This window comes from Actinophytocola sp. NPDC049390, from assembly GCF_044466355.1.
GTDB lineage: Bacteria > Actinomycetota > Actinomycetes > Mycobacteriales > Pseudonocardiaceae > Actinophytocola.
In genome coordinates this window covers 103,889-125,132 of record NZ_JBITMQ010000001.1, presented here as the reverse complement: position 1 = coordinate 125,132, position 21,244 = coordinate 103,889, and the positions used below count along the sequence as shown (strand labels likewise).

16 protein-coding genes are annotated in these 21,244 nt (G+C 70.4%); 8 read left to right on the top strand and 8 right to left on the bottom strand.

The features are described 5' to 3' along the window. Nucleotides 1-227 precede the first annotated feature (227 nt). Entirely contained in the window at nt 228-1,808 is a 1,581-nt protein-coding gene (locus ACIBVP_RS00550) for a class I adenylate-forming enzyme family protein (protein ID WP_396103790.1), read from the top strand. 9 nt (nt 1,809-1,817) lie between these two features. On the opposite strand, the gene ACIBVP_RS00545 is transcribed toward ACIBVP_RS00550, so the two are convergent. After that, nucleotides 1,818-3,254 carry an MFS transporter gene (locus ACIBVP_RS00545; RefSeq protein WP_396103788.1) on the bottom strand — a complete coding sequence of 479 codons (1,437 nt, stop codon included), beginning with the start codon at nt 3,252-3,254 and terminating at the stop codon, nt 1,818-1,820. A gap of 25 nt (nt 3,255-3,279) precedes the next feature. Beyond that, on the bottom strand, nt 3,280-5,724 hold the full coding sequence (locus ACIBVP_RS00540; protein WP_396103787.1) for a PEP/pyruvate-binding domain-containing protein: 2,445 nt from the start codon (nt 5,722-5,724) through the stop codon (nt 3,280-3,282). Between the two features lie 763 nt (nt 5,725-6,487). On the opposite strand from ACIBVP_RS00540, the gene ACIBVP_RS00535 reads away from it, so the two are divergent. The 3 genes from ACIBVP_RS00535 to ACIBVP_RS00525 all read left to right on the top strand — a co-directional run bounded on the left by ACIBVP_RS00535 (nt 6,488) and on the right by ACIBVP_RS00525 (nt 10,111). After that, nucleotides 6,488-6,820 (top strand): hypothetical protein, encoded by a 333-nt coding sequence (locus ACIBVP_RS00535; RefSeq protein ID WP_396103786.1) that lies wholly within the window; start codon nt 6,488-6,490, stop codon nt 6,818-6,820. Nucleotides 6,821-7,094: 274 nt separating this feature from the next. Beyond that, a complete protein-coding gene (locus ACIBVP_RS00530; RefSeq protein WP_396103785.1) occupies nt 7,095-9,521 on the top strand; it encodes a hypothetical protein in 2,427 nt (808 codons plus the stop codon). A 68-nt stretch (nt 9,522-9,589) separates the two neighbouring features. Continuing rightward, entirely contained in the window at nt 9,590-10,111 is a 522-nt protein-coding gene (locus ACIBVP_RS00525) for a hypothetical protein (RefSeq protein WP_396103784.1), read from the top strand. 27 nt (nt 10,112-10,138) lie between these two features. Here the strand turns inward: ACIBVP_RS00525 and ACIBVP_RS00520 are convergent, their stop codons facing one another. The 6 genes from ACIBVP_RS00520 to ACIBVP_RS00495 all read right to left on the bottom strand — a co-directional run bounded on the left by ACIBVP_RS00520 (nt 10,139) and on the right by ACIBVP_RS00495 (nt 17,312). Further along, complete coding sequence (locus ACIBVP_RS00520) at nt 10,139-10,633, bottom strand: hypothetical protein (RefSeq protein WP_396103783.1); 495 nt, start codon at nt 10,631-10,633, stop codon at nt 10,139-10,141. Continuing rightward, a complete protein-coding gene (locus ACIBVP_RS00515) occupies nt 10,630-13,995 on the bottom strand; it encodes a CHAT domain-containing protein (RefSeq protein ID WP_396103782.1) in 3,366 nt (1,121 codons plus the stop codon). The genes ACIBVP_RS00520 and ACIBVP_RS00515 overlap by 4 nt, the downstream gene beginning before the upstream one ends. 106 nt (nt 13,996-14,101) lie before the next feature. Then, the gene (locus ACIBVP_RS00510; protein ID WP_396103781.1) at nt 14,102-14,863 is read right to left on the bottom strand and encodes an HpcH/HpaI aldolase/citrate lyase family protein; all 762 of its coding nucleotides are present in this window, start codon (nt 14,861-14,863) and stop codon (nt 14,102-14,104) included. After that, a complete protein-coding gene (locus tag ACIBVP_RS00505; protein ID WP_396103780.1) occupies nt 14,860-15,702 on the bottom strand; it encodes an ABC transporter permease in 843 nt (280 codons plus the stop codon). Before ACIBVP_RS00505 ends, ACIBVP_RS00510 begins: the two co-directional genes overlap by 4 nt. A gap of 22 nt (nt 15,703-15,724) precedes the next feature. Beyond that, nucleotides 15,725-16,522: an ABC transporter ATP-binding protein gene (locus ACIBVP_RS00500; RefSeq protein WP_396103779.1), complete on the bottom strand. Its 798-nt coding sequence runs from the start codon at nt 16,520-16,522 to the stop codon at nt 15,725-15,727. Next, complete coding sequence (locus ACIBVP_RS00495) at nt 16,515-17,312, bottom strand: IclR family transcriptional regulator (protein WP_396103778.1); 798 nt, start codon at nt 17,310-17,312, stop codon at nt 16,515-16,517. The genes ACIBVP_RS00500 and ACIBVP_RS00495 overlap by 8 nt, the downstream gene beginning before the upstream one ends. Nucleotides 17,313-17,470: 158 nt before the next feature. On the opposite strand from ACIBVP_RS00495, the gene ACIBVP_RS00490 reads away from it, so the two are divergent. From ACIBVP_RS00490 to ACIBVP_RS00475, 4 genes are read left to right on the top strand one after another with little or no spacing between them, the layout of a single operon-like run. Continuing rightward, nucleotides 17,471-18,352 carry a DUF6282 family protein gene (locus ACIBVP_RS00490; RefSeq protein ID WP_396103777.1) on the top strand — a complete coding sequence of 294 codons (882 nt, stop codon included), beginning with the start codon at nt 17,471-17,473 and terminating at the stop codon, nt 18,350-18,352. A 12-nt stretch (nt 18,353-18,364) separates the two neighbouring features. Continuing rightward, on the top strand, nt 18,365-19,267 hold the full coding sequence (locus ACIBVP_RS00485) for a hypothetical protein (protein WP_396103776.1): 903 nt from the start codon (nt 18,365-18,367) through the stop codon (nt 19,265-19,267). A gap of 26 nt (nt 19,268-19,293) precedes the next feature. After that, complete coding sequence (locus ACIBVP_RS00480; protein WP_396103775.1) at nt 19,294-20,370, top strand: ABC transporter substrate-binding protein; 1,077 nt, start codon at nt 19,294-19,296, stop codon at nt 20,368-20,370. Further along, complete coding sequence (locus tag ACIBVP_RS00475) at nt 20,367-21,239, top strand: LLM class flavin-dependent oxidoreductase (RefSeq protein WP_396103774.1); 873 nt, start codon at nt 20,367-20,369, stop codon at nt 21,237-21,239. The genes ACIBVP_RS00480 and ACIBVP_RS00475 overlap by 4 nt, the downstream gene beginning before the upstream one ends. Nucleotides 21,240-21,244 lie beyond the last annotated feature (5 nt).

Below are 21,244 nucleotides of genomic sequence, written 5' to 3'. Positions count from 1 at the left end.
GCCGAACCTAGCAACGCGGGGTCGAGGACAGTTCAAGGGCGGCTACGGACCGGACATCCGCTGTTGGCAACGCACATTTTCCGATTCGGGTCGACCCGACCGGGACTCGAGTCCCGGTCGGCGGGAGACTCGCGACCCGCCCTCGAGGAATTGCCGATAGATTTGAACCACGACGCCGCGTCGGCATCCGGACACAATTTCCCTGTCTCATGAAGGAGCTGGTTTGAATGAAAGGGATATTCCGTCGAAATTCGGTCCCGAAGCACGGTCTTTATCTCGGCATGGTGCCGGAACTGGCCACGGCCAGGAACGGGGCGACGCCACTCGTCTTCGACCACGACCTGGACACCCTTCCCGGCGCGGGCAGGCGGATGACCGTGGCCGAACTCGCCGGCCACGTGGCCGGCCTCGCGGGCAGGTTGTGGGCGGCCGGCGTCCGGCCCGGCGAGCACATCGCGATCCACAAGACCGCCAACTTCGACGTCTGGGTGCTCGCGTCCGCGGCCGAGCGCATCGGCGCGATCCCGGTGCTGCTGTCGCCCGCACTGGACGGCGCGACCGTCGGCGCCCTGCTCGGCCGGCTGGACAGGCCACACCTGCTGACCGACCTGGCGAAGCTCGACGCGCTGGCGGACGTGCCGTTGAGGATGCTCACCGCGCGGGTGATCCTCGTGTCCGGCGACCGGCCGGACACGACATCGCTCGCCGGGCTCGCGGGCAGTCCCCGGGTCGAGCCGGTGTTCCGCGGGCTGGACGAGCCCGCGATGATCACGCACACGTCCGGCACCACCGGACTGCCCAAGCTCGTCGTGCACACGCCGCGCACGATGCGCGTGCGGCTGCGGCCGCAGCGATGGCTCCTCGCGCTGGTCAGGAACCGGGAGACCGTCGCGATCCACATCTCCTTCGTGCACTCGCGGATGTTCGCGGCGATGGCCCTGGCACTGTCCAAGGGGATGCCGGTGCTGCTCGTCAACAAGCCCGATCCCGGCGACGTCGCCGACTTCTTCCTCCAGCACCGGCCGGGACTGATCGAGGCGCTGCCCAACTCGTTCATGGCATGGGAGGGGCTCACCGACGACCCGAGGCTGCCGTTCGCGTCGGTGAAGTACTTCAGCAGCACGTTCGACGCGATCCACCCCAGAACCATCAGCAGGCTGCTCCGGTCGTCGCGACGGCGCGCGCCGCTGTTCTTCCAGATCTACGGGCAGAGCGAGGTCGGGCCCGCGGTCGGACGGCCGTACCTGCTGAGGTCCGCGCACCGCTCGGACGGCCGCTGCGTCGGCTACTCCCTGCCGGGCTGCGCGAAGGTACGTGTGGTGAGCCGGGACGGGAAACGGCCGTCGGAGACCAATCCCGGGTTCATCGAGGTCCGGTGGGACGGCCTGGCGAAGGCCTACCACGCAGAACAGGAGCGGTACGACGCCAACATGCACGACGGCTGGTGGCGTACCGGGGACGTCGGCTACCGCACGAGGTTGGGCTGCCTGCACATGCTCGACCGCGAGGTGGACATGATCAGCGGGGTGCACAGCAGCCTCGAGATCGAGGACGTGGTGCTGAGCAAGCTGGCCGAGTTGGTCGAACTCGTGCTGGTGCTCGGCCCGGACGCCGAACCGGTCCCGGTGATCTGCACCGAAGGGGACCAGCCGCTCGACCGGGAGCGCTGGCGCTCCGCCGTCGCCCAGTTCCCCCGGCTGGCCGACCCGATCCAGATCCCGCGAGCGGAACTGCCGAGGACCGCCACCCTGAAGGTGCAACGGGTCGAGCTGTCCCGCCGGCTCCGGCAGCGCATGGCGGAACAGTAGCGCCCGGCGCTACCGGACCGGCTCCTCCCGCGTGCTGCTCCGCGTCCGGCGGAGCAGCACGACGCACACCGCGCCGGCGAGCACCACGACCGCGGCCAGCACGCTGGCCGCGGTGTAGCCGTGCACGGCGGCGGCACGGGTGCCCTCCCACCGGTGCGCGGCGGCGTGGTCGACCGCGACGGTGTTCAGCAGCGCCGCGCCCGCCGCACCGCCGACCTGCTGGGTGGTGCGGATCAGGGCGGACGCGGCGCCCGCGTCGGCCGGGTTCGCCACCCGGGTGCCGCTGCTCATCACCGGAGCCATCAGCAGGCCGCTCCCCGCGCCGAACACCAGCAGGACGGGCAGCAGCAGGCCGAGGTAGGAGCTGTCGACGGTCAGCCGGGTGAGCAGCAGCTGCGCCGCGCCGATCATCAGCAGACCGCCCGCGATCAACAACCGCGGTGCCACGCGGGGCAGCAGCCTGGCGGTGAGCTGGGTGGAGACCAGGAAGCTCACGACGACGAACGGCAGGAACGCCAACCCGGTCTCGAGTGCCGGGTACCGCAGGACCGTCTGCAGCTGGTAGGTCATGAACAGGAACATGCCGAGCATGGCGAACTGCGACACCACGACGGCCAGGTTGGCCCCGGCGCGCACCGGGTCGGCCAGCAGCCGCGGCGGCAGCAGCGGGTGGGGTGTTCTCGTCTGCCGGAACGCGAACGCCCCCAGCAGAACCGCGGCGGCCGCCAGCAGCGCGAGGATGAGCGGGGAGTCCCAGCCGTGCCGCTCCGCTTCACCGAGTGCGTAGACGAGTGCGGTCAGGCCGGCCGCGATCAGGACCGTGCCCGCCAGGTCCAGACGTACGCCACGGGCGGGCGGGGTGGGCGGCACGACGATCCGGGCCGCGGCGACGACCGCGCACGCGATCGGCACGTTGATGTAGAGGCACCAGCGCCAACTCAGTTGACTGGTCAGGAAGCCGCCGAGGATCAGGCCGACCGCCCCGCCTGCGACCAGGACGACGCTGAACACCGCGAACGCGCGGGCCCGCGCCCTCGGCTCCACGAACATCGTGCTGACCAGCGACAGCGTGGACGGTGCGAGGACGGCCGCGAACGCGCCCTGGAGCGCCCGCGCGGTGATCAGCACGGCCGCGTTGGGCGCCGCGCCGCCGAGCGCCGACGCGGCGGCGAACCCGGCGACGCCGACCAGGAGCGTCCGGCGCCTGCCGACCAGGTCCCCGAGCCGCCCGCCGAGCAGCAGCAACCCGCCGAGCGTCAGGGCGTAGGCGGTGAGGACCCAGTGCCTGCTCGCGTCGCCGAGCCCGACGTCCCGCTGCGCGGACGGCAGCGCGATCACCATGATCGTCGAGTCCAGCGTCGCCATCAGCTGCGCCGTGGCCAGCGTGACCAGCCCCCACCGCCGGCGGTTGCGGGCGGCCCGCGGGACGTGGACGTCCGCTGTCATCGCACGTCCCGGCTCGACGCCACGGTCACGGCTCCGCGTGGATCTCGACGGTGCCCGCGGTGCCGTTCACGGTCACGGTCGTCCCGTCGACGAGGGTCGCGGTGCCGTTCCCGGTCGCCAGCGTCGCCGGGATGCCGTACTCCCTGGCGATGATCGCGGCGTGCGACAGCGCGCCGCCGGTGTCGGTGACCAAGGCCCCGACCCTGGGGAAGACCACGGACCAGACCGGGGACGTCGACGGGCAGACGAGCACGTCACCGGCCTGGATCTTGTCGAACTCCTGCTCGTCGCGCACCACCCGGGCCGTGCCGGTGTAGGTGCCCGGCGCGCCGGGCAACCCACGCAGGGTGGACGTCCCCGCCTCGTTGCCCCCCACCGGGGCGCCCGACACGTTCGCCATCGACCACTGGAACGCGCCCATGACGCCCCGCACCTCGACAGGCAGCTCCGCGAGCGAGGGAGGTGGCCCCGGCGGCTGCCCGTAGCTCGGTGGTCCCGGGTTCCCCAACGCCCACCGGTGCTCCCCGCGGCGGCGCTCGACCAGGCCACGCAGGTCGGCGCCGTCCACGAGCGCCGCGCGCACCTCGCCGACCTCGGCGAAGAACACGTGGTCCGGCTCGGCGAGGCGGCCCAGCCCGACCAGGCGCTCGCCCGCCTCCAGCGCGGCCCAGCGCAGCAGTGCGTAGGGCGCGCTCACCGTCGGGTACTCGTTGTCCTCCCGCACCGGGTAGGCCCGCTGTGCGCGGGCGAGCAGGTGCTCGAACCGCGGTGCGGTCGCCGGGTCGACGGCCGCCCGCGCCCGCTCGGCGGCGGCCGCGCGGGTCGCCGCCGGGTCGGACCCCGCGGGTGCGGGCGCCGCGGCGCGCGCGAGCTGGTCGCGCACCAGGGAGAGGATGAGGTCGGGCCGTTCACCCAGAGCGGGTGCGGACAGCTCGTAGTGCAGCGCCCGGCACCCGTACTCCCGCCGGTAGTCCTCGAACGCCGCGGCGAACGCGGCGTTCGACTCGCGCAGGGCCCGCAGCGAGGTGAGGTCGCGGGCGTCGCCGACCAGGCCTGCGGCGAGGTCCGCGAGGTGGCGCACCTGCTCGGCCGGTTTCGTGCTTTCCGGGGACAGCCCGGCGAACAGCTCGAGGACCTGGTCGTCGCGCCACCCCAGCTCCCCGGTGAGCAGCAGCGCCAGCTCACCGAGCGCGATCGACACCGCGCCGACGAGCCGGAAGTGCACCAGGCTGGCGTCCCGGTGCAGTTCCCTCGTCGTGGTGAGGTGAGCCGCCAACTCCTCTGTGGACAGACGGGGCAGGTCGACGGACCGCAGGCGCTCGACACGTTCGAGGAACGCGTCGCGCTGCTCGTCGTGCCACTGCGCGAGCACGGCGCTGACGTGGTCGGCACGTGCGGCGCCGACGCAGCGCTCGATCCGCGACCGCATCTGGGCCGGCAGGTCCGGCCCGCCCAGCGGCACGATGCCCCGGTACTGCCACCCCCCGATGATCTCCAGGCGCAGCCCGTCCAGCAGTATCCCGAACTCGGCGAAGACGGCCCGCAGGGCGTCGTTGTTGTCGCCCGCCAGCTCACGGGTCATCGGCAGCAGCGGAGTGGGCGCGTGGGTGGCCTCCTTGACCCAGAACCCCGGCGGCGGGTCGGCCGGGAGCGGCACCGGCTCGGGCGCCGGCTCCGCGAGCGCGGTGATCGGCCGCACCTGCAACAGGAACAGTTCGTCGTCGGCGATGGCCCACTCCAGGTCGCTGGGCCCACCGAACTCGGCGGCGACCTGTTCCGCGAGCACGGCGACCCGCCGGACCTGGTCGACGGTCAACGCGCCGTGATGGTCGGCGGTGTTGGCGACCCGCTCGCCGCGGATCACCCATTCGTCCGGCGTCACCTCGCCGGCCACCAGCTTCTCGCCGAGCCCGGGTACCGCGCTGACCAGGATCTCGTCCCGCGCCCCGGTGATCGGGTTCGCGGTGAAGGCGACGCCCGCGGCGTCGGCGGGCACCATGCTCTGCACCAGTACCGCCAGCGGCGCGTCACCGTCGCGACCCACACTGGTCCGGTAGCCGCGCACCGCGGCCGACGACCCGGACGCCCAGCAGGCGCACACGGCGTCCGCCAGCTCGTCGTCGCCCCGGACGTCGAGCACCGTGTCGTACTGACCCGCGTGCGACGCCTGGGCACCGTCCTCGTCGATGCCGGAGGAACGCACCGCCAGCGGACCGGCGAGCGTGCCCGCCGCGCTCACGATGGCCTGCCGCAACCCGGGGTCCAGTGCCGCGGCGAGCGGTTCCACCCCGGCCCGCGTCCCGCCGAACCGGTTCCGCGGTACGTCGGCGAGCACCACGACCCCGTCGGGCACCCGGAACCCGGCGCGCCGCATCCGCGCGAGCACGGCGGCCTTCGCGCCGGCCCGAGCCCTGTCCAGGGCGGCATCGTCGTCGAGGGAGACGACCACCGCTCCCGCGATCTGGTTCATGCGCAAGCTCCTCGATCCGTCAGCTGCCACGCCGGGCATCGCGGTGGCTCGACCGCGAGGAGGCAAGCGCGAGTTCATTCCGAGAACAAGGGAAACCGGCCGCACGTTTCGCGAATTCGAAATCCACCACTGCCAGCGATCCACCGATCGTAGCAGCGGAGATGAATCATCGTCAACGCGGACCTGAACACCAACAATCGAAAATCACCATTTTCCGGCGCACGACCGCGCCTCAAGCAACCGCCGAGCACCTGTTTTTATGATGACGTACACGGTCATTTACCGGTCGGCATTCGCGGGTATTTCGTTTGTTTCGCCTCGACCTTACCGAATTCTGCGCCCCGATCGCCGTCGCCTGCCCGTCCGACCTTTCGGCCAGCGCCGAAACATCACCAGCGATCGTGTGACGGCGGGTTCAATGGGCGGACACCGGTTGCATCGAGCGCACCGTGTTGACAGGCATGAGGAGACAGAGGACGCCAACGAGGCCAAACTCGACGCCACCTACCGGCGGATTCCGGTTCGCCCTACCCAGGACGGGAACGTCCCGACCTCCCACGCACTCTGAACGGTACCCCGGGCGAGATCTTCCGCGACTCCGTCCAGGTCGACACCGAGGTGCACAAGGTCGGCACCGACGTGGACGACCTCGAACCGAAACTGCACGAGGTCGAGTGGTGGGTCAACTACGTCTCAAGCTGGCTCAGCCCCCGAGCACTACTGGACGGGTAACGCCGCCGACGCCGCGTCTGTCTACTTCGAGTTGTTCAAGCAGGGCGTGGAGATGGAAGCACTGTACTACCGGGGCTTTCTCTACCCGCTCTACAAGCAGGCCGCCGAACAGGTCTACGACGCCTATCACATCGTCAACACGTTACTCAATTTCATCATCGACACAGTGGTCACGCTCGGAGCCCGCGCGGTGGTGGCGGCACCTCAGATCATCACCGGCACCAAGACCGCACTCCACGGTGGACGCCTCGCCCTGTCCGACGCCGCGAACTCCGAACCGAGTTCTCCGCTCGAGCAGATGATCCTCCCGGAGGGCCCCGGCGGTGACGTGCACGGTTACCGACACCCCGGCTCCACCTACTGAGGTGGGTCTCCATGGACAGCGACGTGGAACGACTGATCGCCGACGCCCAGCGGCTGCCGACGGAAGTCACGATGAACCGAAGGGCCTGAGGGGACGCCCACCCCACCGCAGGCACGCGGGTACCTGGCACAGCCCCACGGCGATGCCTGTTTCACGGGGCGGGAAAACGCTTTCCTCCAGCCTGTCTTGATACTAGCGTCGCCATCACAGCGTGACCAGCACAACCAACCGGCTTGGCCCGCCAGGCCCGCGGGAAGGAATCCACGGTATGCCGATGCGACGACGCGCAGTACTGGGTGGCATGGCGGGAGCAGTCGTGGGGTGGATGGCGCAGGCACCTGCGCGAGCACAGGCGGCCATCGACTCGGTTCGGATCGACTTCGGCGGAGACACTCCCCCGGCGGCAGGCTACGTGCGGGCCGGCATCCAGGTCTACACGGCCGAGCGCGGTCACGGCTGGCTGTCGGCCGTTGGGCTCGCCACGCGCGACCGGGGCGGGCAGGCGCCCGAGCGGGACTTCGTCTTCGGACGAGCAGGCCGCGTCTTCCGGATCGGAAACCTCTCTCCCGGGCGCTACCGGTTGACGGTCCTGGCGGGCGACCTCACGTACGGCGACCACGTCATCCGGGTGCGGGCGCCGGGACTGGACGCCACGGACCCGTTACCGGTGCTGCGGCCCTCGGTGGCGCAGTTCGCCACACTCACCGCCACGCTTGTGGTTGCTTCCAGCTCGACGTCGTTGGACCTGTCGTTCGACTCGCCGGTCGACAACTGGGTGGTCAACGCGGTTGCCCTCGCGCCTGCCGCAGCGGCGGAACCGACCCGGGTCACGTACGTGAACGCGCCCATAACCAGCACCTGGGGGCCGATCCTGACCTCACCCGATCCGACCGCCGCGCTCCTCGCCGGACACCGGACGCGTGCCGCGAACGCCGCCATCACCGCCACCGGGGTACAGCGCGCGGACTACCTGCGGATCATCGCCGGCGAGGTCGACTTCTGGAAGAGCAGGCAGAACTCCACCGGCGCCATCATCGACCCGTACCTCAACCGCGAGTTCCAGTACAGCACCCCGGCGTTCGCGCATGCCGCGGCGACACTGGTTGCCTACTCCGGTCGCTCGGACCTGGTGGAAGCGGCGGCATCGGCGTTGGACTGGTCGGCGTGGACGTTGGCGGAGCGACGGGCCGCGAGCGCACACGAGGACTTCTTCGCGCCCATGATCGCCCACTCCATCCGGCTGCTGACCCCGTTCGTGCCGGCCACGCGGTCCCAGGGGTGGGCCGACGACATCGGCCGGTTCGAGCCGTTTCAGACCTACCGCGCGGGTATGGGTGCGAACAACTGGAACATCGTTGCCGCCAGCGGTGAGGCGATGTTCCAGATGCAGGGGCTGCGCGCTGCGAACCACCGTTTCGTCGAGGCGAGTTTCGCCGCCCAGGGCAGGCACTTCGACACCCCGTACGGTCTGTACCTCGAAGGCCCCATGGCCTACGACCACTTCCCCCGGCTCTGGCTCGCCGACCTGATCGCGCGGGGCTACTCCGGCGCCTACCAGGACGAGATCACCGAGACGCTGCGCCGGGGTTCGCTGGTCAGCCTGTTCATGCAGTCTCCGACCGGGGAGCTGCCCGCAGGGGGCCGTTCGGCGCACCACCAGTGGAACGAGGCGCAGCAGTGCGTGACGTACGAGGTCTTCGCCGCCCGGGCGATGGCTGACGGTGACGTCGACCTGGCCGCCTACTTCAAGCGCGCGGCCCACCTGGCGTGCAAGTCGATGTTCCGGTGGGTGCGTCCCAGCGGCGAAATGCAGATCGTCAAGCACTGGATGGACCCCGCCGAGAACTTCGCCTACGAGGGCTACTCCAGTCACTCCCAGTACAACCTCCTTCCGATGTCGATGCTGTCCATCGCCTATGAGCACGCGGCGCACACGGAGAGCGTCGAAGAGCAGCCCTGCCCCGCGGACGTCGGCGGGTTCGTGCTGCACATCGAGGAGCTGCACAAGGTCTTCGCCAACGCAGGCGGCACGTACGTGCAGCTGGACACAGCCGCCGACCACCACTACGACGCCACCGGGTTCGTCCGCGCCCACTTCGCGGGCCACTCGCCACAGCTCGGGACCAGTGACTCGCTGGTCTCGGACCCCGCCTACCGCGTCCCCGCCGGCAGTCACACCCCACCGACCACGGGGATCGGCGTCGCATGGGAGACCAGCCCAGGGGTGTGGCGCCACTTCGGTGAGCTGGCACCGGACCTCACCCGGGGTGCCACCGTTCATCCCATCCACCTCACCGAGCACAGGGTGTCGTTCATGGTCCGCTACGAGGGCGAGTTCGGCGGCGGGGTGAACACAGTGGAGGAGACGTTCACACTCACCCCGGACGGCGTCCTGGTGACCACGGTGCTCCCGGGCTACGCGGGCACGGTACGGCGAGTCGCCCCGTTGCTCTCCGACGACGGCCGTACGCCGGGACACGTTCAGGTGGACGGCCGGGAAGCCCGCGTGTGGCAGGAAGGCCGTCACGGCACCTCGAAGCTCGTGTACCTGATGGACGGAGCGTCTTCCGTCCAGGTGGGCCCGGAGGAATACCCCAACCACAACGGCTACATGCGACTGGCGATCGGCGAGTACCCGGCTGGAGCCGGAAAGACCGGTCTGTCCCTGCACATACGCATGCAAGGAAATGGACGGGTCTGACGCGTGCCGCGTGCCGGGAGGTGCGAGGGGCGGGTCCGGCCGCTGTCGTGTCTGGCAGCATGTGCCGCGTGGCGGACAAGGTGCGTGTTCCGGTCGCGGTCGCGGGTGTCGTTGTCGCCGTCGGTGCGGTGCTCGGCGGGATCTTCGTGTTCGCGGGCGACGAGACCGGACGCGGCGGCGGCCCGGCGGCGGGTCCGGCACCCACCACACGGTTGAGCCTGCCGTATTCGTCCGGCACGAAACCGGTACCGGACGACCCGTACCCGCGGGTGCCGTCCGCACAGGTGGACGGTCCTCTGCCCGGCGAGTCACGCACCGCGGGACGGAGCCTGTACATACCGGTGCACGACGACGAGTGCTTCCAGGACCAGGTGTGGCACCGCGGCGAGGACGCGAACCGGGTCGAGGTCGAGATCCGGTCCACGCCCGGCCCGCGCATCGCGGTCACCACCTTCGCGAACGGCGACAGCGGCTACGGCGGGTACTGCGGACCCGGTCCGGACTACGCGGTGATCGAACTGGCCGAGCCGCTGGGCGACCGGCGCCTCGTCGTGAACGTGTTCATCCTCGACCCACCACCGAGCCGATAGGCGCACACCGAGGTCAGCAGTCCGAGATCACGGGTTGTTCTGTCGGAAGATGTTGGCGATCGCGCTGAGCGGGCGGGACGGGTCGGCGTACTCGATTTTCTCCCTTTCCGAGAACGTGCCATCAGGCTTGCGCGTGGTGGTCTTCTCCGACCTCTTGATGCCGCCCGTGGCGAGCAGGTACATGCCGTACATGACCACGACCGCGATGATGCCGACCTCGATCACGGGCAGCTTGCCCTTGGTCTCGGTCAGGACCGCGCGGAGCCGGTCGTGTTCGGACTCGTCGGCCCACGCCCCTGACAGCACGACCAGGGCGGCGCTCTCCAACAGTTGGGGATCACGTGTGAGGTCGGCGTGGGCCACCTCGACCCGGTCCTCGCCCGCGGCCTCGTGCATCTGTTCCAGCATCTCCTCCGGCGGCAGGTCCTCGAGCCGTTCTGCGAGGTAGTAGCGGATCGCCTGGTGGACGCCGTCGGTGTCGACCGCGCGGGTGTTGAGTTCGTCGGCGAGCGATGGGGTCATCGCCAGTCTCCTTCGAGGATGAGGGCGTGGGCGGACCACGCCGGGACGCCGCGGCGGAGCGCCTGTCGCACCGCCTGCCGGACACATTCGCCGAGCCCAGTCTGCCGCATCAGCAGGCGCGCACGGATGTCGCCGAGGATCGGGAGCACGTCGGCCGCCATGATGTCCCACTGCGGCGCGACGTACGTCCGCAGACCGACCTGGCGCAGCACGTTGTAGATGCCGAGGTGCTCGCCGAGGCCGACAATGTGTCCGCCTCCTGTGCCGCACGCCGCGGACAGGATCGCCTGGGGCGCCTCGGTCAACTCGGCGTACTCGCGCCACCCGAACCGGTGGCCCCGTCCGCGCTCGCTGGCCGCGGCGATCGAGTGGGCCAGCGGCAGCGAGCCGTCCGCCGCGAGCATCAGCGCCACCTCGGTCTCCGCCGCACTGGTGTACCCGTGGGTGAGCAGCGTGGCGAGGTCGACGTTCGCCAACAGGTCAGTCACCGCGTCCCGGTCGGCCGCGACGCCGTCCAGCACACGTACCCCGTCCCCGCAGGCGGCCACGTAGCGCGCCATCGCCTCGGTGATCTCGGTTGGATCGCCCACGCGCGGGATCGCGACCACGCCCTCACTGAGGCGTTCCGGCAACGGCTCGCCAGCCACCGTGGACAGCAACGCCACCCAGCTCGGCTCGTAGGAGCAGGTCACCAGATCGAAGGCGGCCACGTGCCAAGGCAGTTGGCGCCAGTCGGCGAACGGGATGACGACCAGGTGATCGTTCGGCGTGAGGTGGTCGTCGATCAGCCGGTCCAGCCAGGTCCGGCAGATCTGCCATTCGGCGACACCGAACGGGTCGCCGGGCCGCCCGACTCGCCAGGTCGACAGCCGCGACCGCATCCGCGTCGCCAACCGCCCGAGGTCGATGTCCGGTAGCGGAACCGCCGTGCTGGCAACGGAACCCGTGGAGTCGACCACGGTGACGAGCGCACGCACCTCGGCGCCGTCGCTCACGAACTCCAGTACCCCAGCGCTGCCGTGGCTCGGCGCGATCCCGGCCACCACCTCGTCGTCGAGACCGTCCCGCCGCCACGCGGACTCCCCGTCCGAGCGCCGTGCCGCCCGGCTGGCCAGACCTCGGCGCAGTTCGCCGACCAGCCGCAGATCCGCCTGCGTGGCACCAGGTTCAGCGAACATCGCCGCGGTGACCAGGCTGATCTCCCGTGCGGTGTGCGTGCCCGCCAGTGCGCCCGCGCGCAGCCCGCTGTCGTGACCGAGATGCCACGCTGTGCCGCCCAGTTCGCGCTTCAGCACGACTCTCGCCATGGCGAGCTCGCCTGCGGTGATGAGGTTCGCCGCCGAATAGAGATAACCGTCGGTGGCCGCGCGGTCGAACTTCTCGGCCATCACGGAAACCATGCGGTACCAGGAGTTCAGTGCCTCGCCCGGCCGGTACACCTGGTCGTACAGCGCGGCCACGTAGAGCGCGCGCGCCGCAGTGGCGACGTCGCGCTCAGCCAGCGCCTGCTCAAGCACCTGCTCCGACTCGGTCCGGACGCGGTCGAGGAACTCGCGGCGGCCGGGGTCGGACTCGGCCACTCCTGTGGTGAGCAACGCGGTCGCCGCGAACAAGTCCCGCTCGGAGTCGGCGAGCTGTCCCCCGCCCAGTGCGCCATCGACCAGATCGGTGTCCGGTTCGCTGCCGCCGAGCGCCTGGCACCACATCGCCTGCGCCGCGTACCGCCCGGCCGGCCAACTCATCCTGTCCCGCAAGGCACGGGCGTACGCGGCGCGCCCATGATCGGCGGCCTCCTCGTACCTGCCGAACCGCAGCAGCGTCGCCATGAGCGACTCGTGCAGCGGCGGTTGCGGGTCGTCGTCCTCGGCGAGCAGAGCCTCCAGCCGCGTCAGCGCCGCTGCGGGGGAGCCGAGTTCGCGTTCCAACCGCGCACGCGCGATGCCCAGGGACTGCTTGCCGCCCGGCTCGTCCAACACGTCCTGCGGCGCCGAGTCCAGCAATGTGAGCGCGTCAGCCTGCCTGCCGAGCATGCGCAGTGCCATGACGCGCAACTGGAGCATGTCGGCCTGCGCGGGGAGCGGAAGGACGGCCTCGCCCGGTGCCGACGTCTCGCCAACCTCCTCAAGCAGCCGCGTCGGCTTGCGCATGGCGAGGAGCTGCCGGTAATACCACAGGGACACGCCCGCGACCTCGGTCGTCGGGACGGCCACGCGCATGGCGTCCGCGACCCTCTTCAGATCGTCGGCACGGCCCGCCTCGACCAGCGCCCCCGCCATCGCCATCGCAGTCGTGAGGGAGACTGCCCTGTCCGGGACCTCGATCCCGACAACCTCGATGACGCGGTCGGCGACCTGCTCGATCGGTACGTCGAGAAGCCTCGTGCCCTCGAAGATCGACCCGAGTTGCTCGTCGAAGCCGGCGTCGTGGAACGCCTGCTGCAGACACGTCATGAACGACCCGACGTCCGGACCGGCCACCGAATCGTCCCTGCCGGCCGCCAGCGCCTGGTTCAACAGCATCGCGCCAGCGAACCGAGCGCTGTCCGGTGGCACGGTCCTGCGCAGTCGCTCCGCCGACACCGCCAGTCCGGGCACCTCGGCCACGCCGCCACCACCCGAGAGCCGCAGGTCCAGCTCCCACATGAGCCAGACGTACGCCCAACGGTCCGCCAGCGGGTTCGGTTGGCCGACCAACGCGTGAAGGCTGGCCCGCAACGCCTCCCGGCGGTACGCGTCCATGCTCCTGAGCACCTCGTCCGCCGGGTGCTCCAGCTCGTCCAGGCGCGCGGCGAACAGGAGCGGATCACCGACGTAGGTCGTGCGGTCCACGTACTCGGCCAGATCTTCCTCAAACGATCCGACCCCCTCGCCGTTCGTCCAGTCGATGAGCATCGAGAGCCAGATGCCCGACTGCCGCGACGCCACGAAGTCCTCGAAGTGTTCCCGGCCCGCGCCGTCCACGACGAACCTGATCGCCGGCACTCGACCAGTCAACGACACCCCGACGGCGGCCATCACCGGCGCGGTGAACGACCGCCAGTTCTCGCCCAGGTAGTTCACGTCACCGATGTTCTCCGGCCCACCGGTCAACACCGGGAGAAAGACCCTCAGCCGCCGGTCGACCAGCTCGCCGACAACGCGCCGGAGCTCCTCGACATCCGCGACGACCTCGATACTGTCCGACGCCTCTGCCGGTATACCAGCGGCCATGTCAGCGGAACTGACGAGATCACCCGGCGCCACGTACACGCGACCCGCTTCCATGTCCTGGAACACGACGCTGGCCCGGACGTTCAACCGGCAGCCGGCGTCGCAACGTGCGTAGTCGAGTTCGCCGGTCAACAGGTCGACGACTCGCGGCACATCGAGATCCCTGGCGATTCGCCACTCACCCTGTCCCTCCAGCGCCGGTGCAGGCGCCCCGCACTCGCATCTCGCCATGATGCCGATTGTGCCGAACCCTCCCCGGTCAGGTGGTGCCCGACGGTGCCCGGGTGTCGGTGACCAGCGTGGTGGCGGCGGACGCGAGCATCGAGGTGTCGTTGCCCAGCACCAGGAAGCCGAACCCGCGCGCGGCGAGCTCACGTGCCCGGCCGGGGTCGGCGCCGAGTGCGAACCCGCACGGTTTACCTGTCTTCGACGCGGTGGCGAGCACGTCGTCGATCAGGCCGGTCACCTGCGGGTCGGTCGCGGTCAGGCCCATCTCCATGGACAGGTCGGCCGCGCCGATGAGGACACCGTCCACGCCGTCGACCGCGAGGATCCGGTCGGCGTCGCGCATCGCCGCCGCGCTTTCCAGCTGTGGCAGGCAGAGCGCCCGCGTGTTCCCGAAGGCCAGGTAGTCCGCGCGGGCGAGCCGCCCCCACCGGCCCGCGCGGCTGGTGGCGCCGGAGCCGCGGGTGCCGAGCGGCGGGAAGCGGGTCGCACGTGCGACGGCCACCGCCTGTTCCGGGGTGTCCACGTGGGGCACGAGCACACCCCCGGCGCCCGCGTCGAGGACGCGCTGGATCGTCGACGGGCGGTGGTCGGGCACCCGCACCAGCGGGACGATCCCGTGCGCGGAGGCGATGGCGATGAGCGTGTACGCCGTCTCCAGGCTCAGCATGGTGTGTTCGAGGTCGACCACGACGAAGTCGAACCCGGCGGCGGCCGCGATCTCGGCGGTGTCCGGTGCGGGGATCTTGAGCCAGGTGCCGATCGGCGGGAGGTCGCCGGTCCTGTCGAACATCATGCCTGCTCCCTGATCGTCCGGTGTTCCGCGGACCAGAACACGATCCTCCTGTTGCACAGCACCACGAGCGCGTGCAGGGCGAGACCGATCGCCGACAGGATCACCAGGACCGCGAACGTGCGCGACACGTCGAGGGTGAAGTTGGTGGCCTGGATGACGTAGCCGAGCCCCGCGGTGGCGCCGACGAACTCGGCGACGATGGCGCCGGTCACCGACAGCACGACGGCGACGTCGAGCCCCGCGAAGATGTGCGGCAGCGCGGAGGGGATCTGCAGGTGGCGCAGCACGTGCGCCCGGCTGGCCCCGAACGAGCGCAGCATGTCGATCTGGTCGGGGTCGGCTGAACGCAGCCCGAGGATCGCGTTGATGAGCAACGGGAAGAACGCGATGAGCGCGGTCGTCAGCACCTTCGAGGTCATCTCGGTGCCGAACCAGATGACCAGCAGCGGTGCCATCGCCACCTTCGGGATGGTCTGGGTCATCACGACGAGCGGGAACAGCGCCTTGTCGAGCACGCGGGACTGCGTGACGAGGAACGCGCACAGCAGCGCGGCGGCGACGGCGAGCACGAACCCGAGCAGGATCTCCTGCAGCGTGACCCACGCGTGCTCGACGAGGCTGCCGTCGCCCAGACCGGCCACCAGTGCCGACAGCACGTCGGTCGGCGCGGGCACGAGCACGATGGGCACGTCGAAGGCGCGGACGACGACCTGCCAGACGACGAGCACGACGACCAGCACGACGCCGCTGAGCACGAACCCGGGTACCTGCCGCCGCGCGCGGTCGGGCGCCGGTTCCGGCGCCGGCGGGGCTTCGAGGGTGGTTGTCGATCGGGTCATGGGGTCCTCCTAGCGGCGCGGCCTAGTGGGCGCTGTTCTCGGAGTTGAGCAGGACCCGGATGCGGCGGACGATCGCGCCGAACTCGGGTGTGTTGATGTTCTCGAGGCCGCGCGGGCGCGGCAGGTCGACGTCGATGACCTCGGCGATCCGTCCTGGCCGCGGTGTCATGACGACGACCCGGTCGGACAACAGCACGGACTCCGGGATGCTGTGGGTGACGAACAGGACGGTCTTGCGGTCCCGGTCCCAGATGTCGAGCAGGTCCATGCCCATCTGGTCGCGGGTCATGGCGTCCAGCGCGCCGAACGGCTCGTCCATGAGCAGGATCTCGGGGTCGTGCATGAGCGCGCGCCCGATGCCGACCCGCTGCTGCATCCCGCCGGAGAGCTCTCCGGGGTACCGGTCGGCGAACTCCGTCAGCCCCAGCATCGACAGCATCGCCGCGGCCCGGTCGCGGGCCTCCTGTTCGGACAGCCGGTGGTTGATGTCCTGCGATATCAACAGGTTCTTCGTCACCGTGCGCCACGGCAGCAGCAGCGGCTGCTGGAAGACCATGCCCAGCCGGCTGCCGCCACCGAAGTCGACCTCGCCTGCGGTGCGCTTGGTCAGTCCCAACAGGACCTTCAGCAGGGTGCTCTTGCCGCACCCGCTCGGCCCGACGATCGAGACGAACTCGCCCCGCGCGACCGACAGGCTGACGTCGTGCAGCGCGTCGACCACGCCGGCCGGGCCCCGCCGCGACCGCCGTGTCGTGTAGCGCTTGTAGACGTGCCGCAACTCGACGGCCGTGTCCACGGTCGTGCTGACGGTCTCAGCCATGGTGTTCCTCCTGGGTGGCCCCGCCGCCCATCTCCGCGGTGACCCGGGCGGCCGCTTCGGCGAGCAGCGTCGACTCCCTGGCACTCCGGTCCGGGGGCAGCAGGTGGGCGGTACCGACGAAGGCGAGCGTGGCGCAGATCGCCGACTTGTCGAAGACCGGCGCGGCGATCACGCTGATCCCCCGCGCGTTGAGGATGGGTTCGGTCAGGCCACGCTCGCGGATGCCCGCGATCTGTTCCCGCACATGCATGCGCTGGTCGGCGGGGAGCGTGCCGAGCAGCCGGTCGGCGGTGAGCTGGTCGGGCAGGAACGCGAGGAAGACCAGCGCCTGCGCGGTGTTCAACGGCAGCTGGGAGCCGACGCGCACGGTCACTATGGTCCCGTGCGACTCGTCGTCCTCCACATGGGACACCACCGGCCCGGACGGGCCCCACAGGCTCAGCACCACCGTGAGACCTGTCGTCCGCGTCAGGTCCCGCATGTGCGGGGTGGCCAGCTGGATGACCTTGCGGCGGCCGATCGCGAACGCGCCGAGCTGCAGCAGCAGCCTGCCCGGGGCGAACACGGAGTTGCGTTCCTCGGTGCGTTCCAACAGCCCGGCGGCCTCCAGCGACTGGAAGTACCGGTGCAGTGTGGTGCGGTTGAGCCCGAGCCGCTCGGCCGCCTCGGCGACGGTGATCTCCGGCGTCTCCGGGCCGAACAGGGTCAGAATCTGCGCGGTCCGGGAAACGGCCTGGATCTCGCCGTTCGACGTGGCACCCACCTCGGGCGCACCTGACACCATCGTCATCTCACCTTCACCCGTCGTGTTCACCTGTCGAACATGATGTGCGGAAATCTAGGCCATCTCACCAGTTTGGGCAATGCCCATCTGTGAATATGGGTCTTGACATCTCTCATCGTGAACATGGAGTGTGCATAGCGAACACAACGAAGGGGGTTCATCGTATGACTGCCCTGGTCCGCGTCCTCCGCGGTGCCGTCGACCTGCACTGCCACTCCGGCCCCAGTCCGTTTCCCCGCGAACTGACCCACGTGGAGGCCGCCGAGGACGGCGACCGCCTCGAGATGCGGGCGATCCTGGTCAAGTCGCACCACCACATCACGGTCATGGACCTGCTCGCGATGCGGGACGGTCTCGCCAAGGTCGGCACCAGGGCCTTCGGCGGGATCGCGCTCAACAGCCAGGTCGGCGGCATCAACCCGTACGCGGTCGCGATGGCGCTGCGGATGGGTGGCCGGGCGGTGTGGTTCCCGACGTTCTCCTCCGGCAGGCACATCGCCTGCCACCCGGAGGGCGACGGCTTCCCCACCACCGCGGTGCCGGTGCCGTCCACGCAGGTCGACTTCACCGACGACGCCGGCGAGCTGATCCCCGAGGTCTACGAGGTCCTCGACTACGTCATCGAGGCCGGTGCGCTGCTCTCCGGCGGGCACAACACCCCGGAGCTGATCACGCAACTGTTCACCGCGGCCAGGGAGCGCGGGGTGCGCCGGATGGTGATCAACCACCCGAACTTCGTGATCGGGGCCGAACCGGAGCAGTGCCTCGAACTGGTGGGCCTCGGCGCCTACGTGGAGCACGAGTGGGGCATGTACGACCCAGAGGGCTACCGCAAGTGGGACCCGAAGCAGCTCATGGACTGGATCGAGCGGATCGGTCCCGAGCACACCGTGCTCGCCTCCGACCTCGGACAGGCCGGGCGGCCGAGGCCGGTCGACGCGCTGCTCCGCGTCGCCGCCGCGCTGCTCGACCTCGGGTTGCCCGAACGCGACCTGCAGCGGATGGTCCGCGACAACCCCTCGTTCCTGCTCGGCCTGGACGACTAGAAAGGCGGATCCATGTACGACAAGAGCGACGCACGCGCGAGCCTCGCCACCGCGCCGGGCCCGGCCCCGCGGGGACGGGTCGCCGCGCCGGAGCTGCTCGACTTCGACAAGCAGGAGCCGCACGAGACCACGGCCTCGGGCAGCAGGACCTGGTGGGGGCGCGGGCAGAACTTCGTGCTCGCCTACACCTCGGGCCGAAGCGGCGAGGTGTTCAGCCGGGAGGGCCAGCCCGACGAGTACGTGGTGGTGCTCCCCCACGACGACTCGAGCGTCGAGGTCGTCGCGGGTGAGCAGCAGGAGACGGTCACCGGCCGCGCGATCGTGGTCGTGCCGCCCGGGGACAGCACGGTCACCGTGACCGCCGACTGCGACGTGGTTCGCCTGTTCACCACGCGGTCCACCGACCTCGCGGCGCTGGCAGGCAACGCCGCATCCTATGTGGAGGATCACCCGCACGTGGCGCCGTTGGCCGCGTGGCCGGATCCGGTCGACGGGTTCCGGGTCCGCGTGTACCCGGTCGGGCACCTCGAACGGTCGCCGGACCGGTTCGGGCGGATCTTCCGGTGCAGCACGTTCATGGTGAACTTCCTGTTCCCCCACGAGGGTCCGAGGGACACCACGAAGCTTTCCCCGCACCACCACGACGACTTCGAACAGTGCTCCCTGGCCGTACGCGGGGAGTTCGTCCACCACATCCGCACGCCGTGGACGACCAACCTCGACGACTGGCGCGCGGACGTGCACCACGCGTGCGGCAGCCCTTCGGTCGCGGTGATCCCGCCACCGACCGTCCACACGACACAGGCAACCGGTCAGGGGACCAACCAGCTCATCGACATCTTCTGCCCACCGCGCGCGGACTTCTCCGCCAAGCCAGGCTGGGTACTCAACGCCGGGGAATACCCGGCGCCGTGAGCCCCTGGGCGTTCAAGGAGGAACACATGCCCACCCCCAGAATCCTTTCCGGACTCCTCGCCGCAGTGCTCGTGACCACGCTGACGGCCTGCGGCGGCGCCGCGGGCGGCGGCGACTCCTCGACACTGAAGATCGCCGTCACCACCCCGACCTGGAACGCGGGCTTCGCCACGTTCCTGCTCTCCCAGGCCGAGGGCTACTTCGCCGACGAGGGCATCGACGTGGAGTTCACGCTCCCGCCCTCGGGCACGCAGGCCGCCCAGCAGGTGATCGCGGGCGGCGCCGACATCGCCCTCGTCACCCCGGAGCCGGTGGTCATCGGCGCGACCAAGGGCACCGACCTCACCTACTTCGCGTCCTACTACGGCGACTGGATCTACGGGCTCGCCGCGGTCGACGGCTCCGGGATCACCGACGTCGCCGACCTCAAGGGCAAGCGCATCGGCGTGACCAACGTCAGCAGCTCCGGCGCCACGTTCGCGCGGGTCGCCCTGCAGCTGGCCGGGTTGGGCGAGAACGACGCGACGCTCGTCCCGATCGGTGTCGGCGCGCAGCAGATCAGCGCCATCAAGGACGGGCAGGTCGACGCGCTCGCGTTGTGGGACACGCAGTACCAGATCGTGAAGAACGCGGGGATCACCATCACCGACCTGCCGGTCGAGGAGATGACCGGGATGTTCGGCGGCGGGTTCGTGGCTCGCAAGAGCAGGCTCGAGGCCGACTCCGACGCGTTCGTCAAGTTCGGCCGCGCGTTCGCGAAGGGTGTCGTGTACGCACAGGCCAACCCGGAGGCCGCCATCCAGGCGATGTGGAAGTCCCAGCCCGACACGCGTCCCGCGGGCGGCACGTCCCAGGCCGAGGGACTCGCCCAGCAGGTGAAGGTGCTGCAGGTCCGGCTCGCCGGGCTCGGTGTGCCGGAGGGCGAGAAGGACTGGGGCACCATCGATCCGGAACGGGTCAGGCGCTCGATCGACTTCGCCCAGAAGGCGGGTCTGATCGACAAACCGGTCGAGGTCGACCAGATCCTCGACACCAGCCTCCTCCCGAAGATCAACGACTTCTCCCGGGACGAGGTGCTGGAGAAGGCGTCGGCGAAGAAGTGAGGCTCGGACTGGCACTGGACCTCGGCTCGGCGGCACCGGTCGCCGACCAGGTCGCCGGTGCGCTGCCGTTGTTGCGGGCCGCGGAAGAGTCCGGTGTGGACACCGTGTGGGTCGGCGAGAGCTACCACCGGGCACCGCAGCCGTTCCACCTGCCCGCCGCACTGATCGTGCTCGCCCACCTTTCGGCGCACACCACGCTCCGGCTCGGCACCGGGGTGCTGCTCCTGCGTGCGTACGACCCGGTGCGGCTCGGCTACGAGACCGCGCTGGTGGACCAGCTCAGCGGCGGGCGGCTGTCGGTCGGCCTCGGCCTCGGCCCCGCCGAGCTGGGCGAGCGGTTCGGCGGCGGCACGACGATGACCGCCGCGCTGCGCGCGCTGCGGTCGGCCTGGGACGGCGGTGCCGTACCGGGACCGGTGAGCACGCCGCGGTTGCTGGTCGGTGGCGGGACGGCCGCGTCCGCGCGGCGCGCCGCCGAACTGGCCGACGGCTACTACGCGGCGACGAACTACTCCGACCGGCTGCTGGCACACCAGGCCGCGGCGTACCGGGACCACGGCGCGACCGGTGACGTGGTGGCCAACCGGCTGTGCCTTATCCACGAGGACGGGGCCACGGCCCGCGCGCTCGCCGCGCGGTACCTCTCCCCCGTCCTCGACTACTACTCCGGCCGCGGGCTGTGGAAGTCCACCCCGGACGACCCGGCACCCGGTGTGTCCGCGCTCGTCGGGACACCCGCCGACGTGGCCACCGCGCTGCACCGGTACGCCGACGCCGGTGTCACCGCGGTCAACCTGCGCGTCGCGCCGCACGGCACGCCGTGCGACGTCGCGCGTCGCACCATCGAACTGGCCGCATCCTGGAAGTGAGGGCC

Excerpts from the sequence above, each read along its gene's own strand:
- ACIBVP_RS00495 (WP_396103778.1), bottom strand. The coding sequence starts at position 17,312 with ATGACGATGGTGTCAGGTGCGCCCGAGGTGGGTGCCACGTCGAACGGC.
- ACIBVP_RS00520 (WP_396103783.1), bottom strand. The coding sequence starts at position 10,633 with ATGACCCCATCGCTCGCCGACGAACTCAACACCCGCGCGGTCGACACC.
- ACIBVP_RS00500 (WP_396103779.1), bottom strand. The coding sequence starts at position 16,522 with ATGGCTGAGACCGTCAGCACGACCGTGGACACGGCCGTCGAGTTGCGG.
- ACIBVP_RS00480 (WP_396103775.1), top strand. The coding sequence starts at position 19,294 with ATGCCCACCCCCAGAATCCTTTCCGGACTCCTCGCCGCAGTGCTCGTG.
- ACIBVP_RS00505 (WP_396103780.1), bottom strand. The coding sequence starts at position 15,702 with ATGACCCGATCGACAACCACCCTCGAAGCCCCGCCGGCGCCGGAACCG.
- ACIBVP_RS00485 (WP_396103776.1), top strand. The coding sequence starts at position 18,365 with ATGTACGACAAGAGCGACGCACGCGCGAGCCTCGCCACCGCGCCGGGC.
- ACIBVP_RS00490 (WP_396103777.1), top strand. The coding sequence starts at position 17,471 with ATGACTGCCCTGGTCCGCGTCCTCCGCGGTGCCGTCGACCTGCACTGC.
- ACIBVP_RS00530 (WP_396103785.1), top strand. The coding sequence starts at position 7,095 with ATGCGACGACGCGCAGTACTGGGTGGCATGGCGGGAGCAGTCGTGGGG.
- ACIBVP_RS00540 (WP_396103787.1), bottom strand. The coding sequence starts at position 5,724 with ATGAACCAGATCGCGGGAGCGGTGGTCGTCTCCCTCGACGACGATGCC.
- ACIBVP_RS00550 (WP_396103790.1), top strand. The coding sequence starts at position 228 with ATGAAAGGGATATTCCGTCGAAATTCGGTCCCGAAGCACGGTCTTTAT.
- ACIBVP_RS00545 (WP_396103788.1), bottom strand. The coding sequence starts at position 3,254 with ATGACAGCGGACGTCCACGTCCCGCGGGCCGCCCGCAACCGCCGGCGG.
- ACIBVP_RS00510 (WP_396103781.1), bottom strand. The coding sequence starts at position 14,863 with ATGATGTTCGACAGGACCGGCGACCTCCCGCCGATCGGCACCTGGCTC.